The 7,130-nt window shown below is 47.5% G+C and carries 6 protein-coding genes; 5 read left to right on the top strand and 1 reads right to left on the bottom strand.

Annotated elements, in window-relative coordinates; genetic code table 11:
• Positions 1–43 precede the first annotated feature (43 nt).
• From ABUA47_RS11095 to ABUA47_RS11075, 5 genes are all read left to right on the top strand, one after another.
• A complete protein-coding gene (locus ABUA47_RS11095; RefSeq protein ID WP_035447185.1) occupies positions 44–1,726 on the top strand; it encodes a SusD/RagB family nutrient-binding outer membrane lipoprotein in 1,683 nt (560 codons plus the stop codon).
• A gap of 301 nt (positions 1,727–2,027) precedes the next feature.
• Positions 2,028–3,536, top strand: a complete 1,509-nt coding sequence (locus ABUA47_RS11090) for an amino acid adenylation domain-containing protein (RefSeq protein WP_057098029.1) — start codon at positions 2,028–2,030, stop codon at positions 3,534–3,536.
• Positions 3,537–3,544: 8 nt separating this feature from the next.
• Entirely contained in the window at positions 3,545–3,787 is a 243-nt protein-coding gene (locus ABUA47_RS11085; RefSeq protein ID WP_005830717.1) for an acyl carrier protein, read from the top strand.
• Positions 3,788–3,790: 3 nt separating this feature from the next.
• Positions 3,791–5,179 carry an MBOAT family O-acyltransferase gene (locus ABUA47_RS11080; protein WP_005834393.1) on the top strand — a complete coding sequence of 463 codons (1,389 nt, stop codon included), beginning with the start codon at positions 3,791–3,793 and terminating at the stop codon, positions 5,177–5,179.
• Positions 5,180–5,191: 12 nt separating this feature from the next.
• Complete coding sequence (locus ABUA47_RS11075; RefSeq protein WP_005830721.1) at positions 5,192–6,280, top strand: hypothetical protein; 1,089 nt, start codon at positions 5,192–5,194, stop codon at positions 6,278–6,280.
• Here ABUA47_RS11075 and upp read toward each other — a convergent pair.
• A complete protein-coding gene (gene upp, locus ABUA47_RS11070; protein WP_005830723.1) occupies positions 6,223–6,882 on the bottom strand; it encodes a uracil phosphoribosyltransferase in 660 nt (219 codons plus the stop codon). The genes ABUA47_RS11075 and upp overlap by 58 nt on opposite strands.
• Positions 6,883–7,130 lie beyond the last annotated feature (248 nt).

Here is a 7,130-nt window from a genome sequence, read left to right as displayed (position 1 = left end):
GCAAGTTTCTGACAAAACAACCATCCAAAAAACAAAAAAGAGTATGAAAAAGACAAAGATATTATCTCTTGTTTCATTGGGAGCATTCCTCCTGACAACATCAGGCTGTACGGATTATGACTTCGACAGCAAATACGAAGACCCCTCCAAAGTAACCCAAGTCACCATCAGTAATCTGATGGTAGGAGTCTTCCAAAAAGTAAAGGACTATGATGTTTACGAATACAACCGGTTCTTCGGATTCGATTCACAGTTTACAGGCAAGTATGCACAAACCTTCGGCTACTCCAACACTACAGATATGTATACCCCCGGCTATATACCCGCCATTGACGGACAGTGGGACAATGTGTATTCGGCACTGGCCCAGTTCCGCAAGCTGGAATCTCTCTACAAAGAAGAAAGCGCGGCAGAGCAAGCACAGGATGAGGCATTCTATCTTGCCGCCAAAGTACAGCTGTACGATTTTTTCGCCGCCACAGTGGACATTTTCGGGGATATGCCTTTTTCGGAAGCTTGCACACTGCCGCTTACCAACGATGTAGGTAAATCGTATGCTCACTATGACAAGGCCGAGAATATATATAAAACCATTCTTGACGAGCTCAAAGAAATTGCTCCGCGGTTCCGCTCCATCCCCACACCGAGGAACTTCAATACACAAGACTTTATCAACAACGGGGACATGGACAAATGGGAACGCTATGCAAACTCCTTGCGACTGCGCCTTGCCATGCGCGTAGCCGCGCAAGGAGACTTGCAGGCGGAAGGCCGTACCGCCATCAAGGAAATCCTGGAAAATCCGTCAGCCTATCCGTTGATAGAGGAACAAGAAAACAACATTCTCATTGTCAACCAGAAGTCTGGGCAACTGAACTTCACCGCAGGCCACGGACTGGGTGACTGGGTAACCAACCGACTTGCTTCGGGCGCCATCATCGACCGCATGCTGGGCCATGGCAACTATGATATGACCAGCAATGACCCACTGAGCGGCGTTTATGTGAAAGGAGAAGACGACCCGCGCATCCTGCTCAACTTCAATCCCGTGAAGATTACCAACCAAAACACCGGTCAATTGGACGAGCACCGTTATCTGGGTACAGACCTTACCGTGGCGGATGAGCTGACGGAATATTACAACTCGCAGGCACAAGACGAAGTCAATACCAGCAACACCGGTTTCTCACAAATCACGCAGAAAGGTTTCTTTTGGGAAAACGACAAATTCGACATGCTGATAATGGCCTCACCCGAAATCCATTTCCTGAAAGCGGAAGCCTATGAAATGGGGTATGGAGTGGCAAAGAATGAAGCGAAAGCGGAAGAAGAGTTCAAAAAGGCTGTCAGCCAGTCCATCACGCTTTACTACTATTACGATTCGGTAAGTACGGGTGAAAACGCACGCCGGTATGATGCCCCTACCGCCGAAGAAACCGCCTCTTTCGCCGCTGCCAAATGGAACAGCACGAAATATACAGACAAGATGGATGCCATCATTACCCAAAAGTGGCTGCATTTCGGTTTCCTAGCCAGTCGTGAGGCATGGAGTGATATCCGACGTACCGGCTATCCGTCCGGCCTGGCCTTCCCCGAAGTGGCCGGTACCATCACAAATGTGCCGAACCGCTGGAGATACCCGAATACGGAAGTCAACTACAATCCCTACTATAAAGAGGTGTCAGCCGAAGACACTTACTACCACAAACTGTTCTGGGCAAAATAAGGACTTTGTTCGCAAACCCATTTTGCCCGAAGAGTATATCATACTCACCACAGAATAACACGGATTAACACAGATTGCCTTAGGAGTTCTGATAATAAAGAGCTTTTAGCAGTGTTAATCCGTGTTATCCTGTGGTGAGTATGTATTTGCCCCCTCTGTTTCTTTTATTCCGAACAGTATCCCTCCTTTTTTAGAAATCTTAAGGATTTCCCGGTAGGGAGATTGCGGGAAACCACTGTCTTTAATGAACGACGGACAAACATCGCTTCCGCAAAAACTGAACTATAACATAACGGACTAAATGAAAAAGTATCCAAATGACTTGATTGGCGACATCATGAAAGCCTTCGGCAAATATGCCGACCGACCGGCATTCGTCATCGAAGACACTGCCTGCACTTATGGAGAGCTGGCAACTTGCGTACAGAAAATATCCTCCCTATTCAAGGACAGAGAAGACAAAATTATCGGTATCGTCGCAGAAAACAGACTGGAAACATACGCATCCATACTATCTGCACTGATTTGCGGAAAGACATACGTCATCCTCCATCCTTCCTACCCCAAACATAGGAACGACAGAATTGCCGACTCGGCAGGCATCCGCCTCGTGCTGCATACCGAGAATATCCATGTCTTGAACCTCGACACCCGGAATCTGGAACTGATATGTACCTCCGAAATAGAGCAGGCAGAGAACTCCGCCACGTTCCATGCCGCAGAAGACATCCTCCATACGGCAGAAGAGGAAAATGCCTACATCATCTTTACCTCCGGAAGCACAGGCGAACCCAAAGGAGTACCCATCTCCCGCCGTAACCTGAATGCTTTCTATACCGCCTACCACCGCCTCGACTGGCAACTGGACGAGAACGACCGGATGCTGCAGATGTTCGAACTCACTTTCGACGTTTCCATCGTATCCTTTCTATATCCGCTGACGCTGGGTGCTTGCATATACACCGTTTCTCCGGAAGGCGTGAAATACATCAACGTAATTGAAACTCTGGAAAAATACGACCTGACCTTCGCTGCCGTGGCCCCTTCACTGCTCCAGCTGCTACGTCCCTATTTTCCGGAGATACACCTCCCCGCACTTAGATATCTAGTGGTTACTGCCGAGGCTTCTGACGCGGAGCTGTTGGATGCTTTCAGAAAATGTGTCCCCAATGCCTCTTTCATAAACCTATACGGACCGACAGAGGGAACCATCTACTGCACTGCCTACCGGATACCCGTCACCTCCTGCAAGCATCACAACGGCATGACCGCTATCGGAAGGCCTTTCGAAGGCATCGATGCCCTAATTATGGATAACGACGGTCGCCCGCTGCCTACCGGAGAAACCGGCGAACTATGGATTAGCGGCAATCAAGTGATGGGTGGATACTGGAATGCTCCCGAAAAAAACGGGGAATGCCTCGTAGAGACCGCCAATGGAAAAGTATACTACAAGACGGGAGACCTCTGCCGGATGGATGCCGACGGTGACATCATCTATTGCGGACGAAAAGACTCACAGATAAAGATACAAGGATTTCGCATCGAGCTGAGCGAGATTGAACATGTGGCAAAAAACTTTTTCAACGGTGAATGCCGTGTAGTCGTCATTCCCAAATACGACAACGGCAATCAGTGCGAACTACATCTCGTCGTAGAGAAGAAACAGCTCGACAAACAGCAGATGGAGGAATATCTGTATAGCAGGCTTCCCTACTACATGATTCCCAAGCATATGCATTGCCTGGAACAGTTTCCGCTGAACACCAGTAGCAAAACAGACAGAAAGAAAATACAAGAACTAATTTAAACTTGACAATGGATACACAGACTATTTTGAATGAAATGAGCCTCATCTTTCGGGAGGTACTGAAAAGAGAGAACATTGTACTTGACAATGAGACCACCGCCCAGGATGTGGAAGGATGGGATTCACTGACCAACATGCAACTGATAAACAAGATAGAGAAGAAATTCAATGTACGCTTCACCTTCAGAGATATTGTAAAACTCAAAAACGTGGGAGACATCTGCCATGCCATTTTAACCAAAACCAACTAGGAAATGTCATTCATATCCCTGAACTTCGTCGTACTGTTTGCGTGTACTTTCATTCTATACCATACGCTTCCTTCACGATTCAGAAAAGCGACCTTACTGACAGCCAGCTGCCTCTTCATAGGCTTCTACCACCTCACTTTTCTGATAACGGCCCTCATCCTCACGCTTACCACCTTCTACCTTGGCAAATGGATAGGACAGACCAAGCGGGAAAGCAGCATGAAGGGAATTTATTTTTCAGGTGTGTGTTTTCTGGTCGTGAGCTGGTTGGCATTCCGGTATGCCGACCGGCTTACAGACTGCCACATCCTTTTTCCGCTGGGAATCTCTTTCTATACTTTCCAGGCCATTTCGTACCTGACAGAAATCTATTGGCAAGAAGAAGAACCGGAAAAGAGCCTGCCCGACTTCATGATATACATGCTCTTCTTCATGAAGTTCCTTTCCGGTCCCATAGAAAGAGCAAGTGACATGCTCCCCCAACTGAAGTCCTGCAAAGCTACGGACTATACATCCATGGTCTACGGAATGAGACTGATTGTCGTGGGACTAATAAAGAAACTGATACTGGCCGACTCCATCGCCCCATACATAGACGGTGTCTTCGGGTCGGTATACACAGCCTCGGGCGTGCAATTACTGATGGCATGCCTCCTATATCCGATAGAGCTGTATGCCGACTTCTCCGGATATACCGACATCGCATTGGGAGGAGCGCGCATGCTGGGATTCAAGCTCAGCCCAAACTTCAACCGGCCGTTCATTGCACAGACCACTGCCGACTTCTGGCGCCGATGGCACATGTCGCTTTCATTCTGGGTACGCGACTATCTGTACCTCCCGTTGTCCTCGAGCCTGCGTGGATGGGGACAATGGGGCGTATTTCTAAGTCTGGCGCTGACCTTCACGGGACTGGGTATCTGGCATGGTGCCGGATGGAACTTCGCTGTCTACGGACTAATTCAAGGTGTCATCATCTTCTACGAGATGAAGACCACGACATTTCACCGCAGACTGAAAGCCCAATTGGGAAGCCGCTTATATGCCACACTATCCGTCGTAAGGACCTACCTACTTTTTGCCGTATCTCTGATATTCTTCCGGGCAAGTTCTATGGCCGAAGCGTTCCACTACATCAGCCACCTCTCCTTCGGCGTACATTACAGTTGGAAGGAAATGAACATCGGAATGCCGGACCACAACAGCATTGTGGCAGGAAGCGCACTCGTACTGATATTGGTTTACGAATATTTCATGTCCAAGCATGATTTGCTAGAAGCCCTCGGACGACAGCCGGCAGCCGTAAGATGGAGTATCTATTATCTGCTCGCCATAATACTTTTCACACTGGGACAGTTCAACTCGGACAGCTTCATATATTTACAATTTTGACAATAAAGACACATGATGAAGAAAAACAGCGAACGGAACGCAGCCATACGTTTCATGAAAAAGCTCTTTATCCTTTTTATCCCTTTTATAGCCCTACTGGCAGTCTATTTCCTGGACGACCCTTTCATGGTCCTGAAGAACTATGAACGATACGACCAAACCCCGGTTGTACTAAACGAAGGGCACGTGGGGTGGCAGATGTATCTGAACAACCGGGATACCATCCCCATCGACTCCTATATCATGGGAAACTCCTGCACTATGGCTTATCAATGCCATGAATGGGAGAAATACCTCCACGGCGGAAGAGCCGTACGGCTATTCGGAAATGCCGAAAGCCTTGCCGCCGTCTGCCTGAAGCTGAAGGCACTGGACAAGGCAGGTGCAACAATCAAGAACCTACTGCTGATTATCGACAAGGAATCATTGCACAACGACCGTTGCCTCACCGGACATTCCAACATTCTGCCGCCCGCCATATCGGGAATAAGCAGCTTCAAGTTTCAGAAGGAATTCTGCCAAGCCTTCTTCTACCCGAACTTTCTCTTCCCCTATCTGGACTACAAGCTGTTCCATACCTATCGCCCTTACATGAAAGGGGTTATAAACCCCTATGGCTCCACCCGAAACCCGGTAACCAATGACGTGTTAAATCCCAGAGAGAAAATGATAAAGGAAGAGGGAGATAAGTACTGGGAAAACCGGAAAGGAGAATTCACCAAAGAGAAAATGAAGAATTATAGAGACGGGAAATACCGGGAAGCCCCCCAAGTGCTCAGGGAAAAGCAAATCAATCTGTTGCAGGAAATAAAGTGGATTTGCCGGAAACATGATACCGATGTAAAAATCATTATCAGTCCCGACTACCTGCAAGTCAACATAAACCCTGCCGACGTAAAGACACTGAAGCGCTTCTTCGGAAAACGGAATGTATTTGATTTCACCGGTATCAACGAATACACGGAAGACATCCACAATTATTATGAACCGGGTCATTATAGGCCCGCACTTGGGAAAAGGCTGATGGAAAAGATATATGAACCTTATATCTTGTCACCGAACGCCAAATCTCCGGCATCTCCCAGCCCGGGAACGATATAGGAATGCTCGTTCATCTCCGGGTCGATTGCTGCACACCACAAGGTCACTTCATCTCCAGGGAACAGCTTTTCCAGATGCTCTACGCCCTGCTGGCTGGCTATGACACAAGCTATCTGCAACTTGGCCGGCATCCCCTTGGTGACGAAGGCCTTCCAGGCCAATTCCATACTTTCTCCCGTGGCAAGCATCGGGTCTACAATCAATAATGTCTTCTTGGACAAATCCGGAGTAGCGATGTATTCGATGTGTACATCCACCGTACGGCATTCCTTATCCTTATAATAACGGTAAGCGGAAACAAAAGCGTTCCCGGCATGGTCGAACATATTCAAGAATCCAGTATGCAAAGGCAATCCGGCACGGAAAACAGTGGCAATCACCACCTCGTCATCGGGTGTGCTGACCGACGCCACCCCCAAGGGAGTCTGTACCTGCTTGACAGAATACGTCAGTTCCTTACTCATTTCATACGCCATTATCTCTCCAATGCGTTCAATATTACGGCGGAAACGCATACGGTCGCCCTGGACTGCTACATCACGAATTTCTGCCACGTATTGGTTCAAGACAGAATTTGTCTCGGCAAAGTTGATAACCTTCATAATTATAGAATGTTTTGATGTGCAAAGTAAACGAATTTCACTCAATTTGCAACATTCAGTTAGCAGATATTGTTATGGTTTTATAAAAGATTTCCTATTAGAGAAAAATTTCTCTAATAGAGCTTTTCTTTAAAAAGAAAGTATTACTTTTGTAGGCGAAAAACAAGGGACCTGCTGAAAAGCAGGAAAAAAAGAGCTTTTCTACACCCGTTTTCCCTTGTAAATCAAAGGTAAAAAGAGATTAAGGA

The organism is Bacteroides sp. RTP31139st1_H2_RTP31139_211217 (assembly GCF_040227615.1).
Taxonomy (GTDB): domain Bacteria; phylum Bacteroidota; class Bacteroidia; order Bacteroidales; family Bacteroidaceae; genus Bacteroides; species Bacteroides uniformis.
The sequence above is the reverse complement of the archived record's forward strand: the minus strand, read 5'-3'. Positions and strand labels throughout refer to the sequence as shown.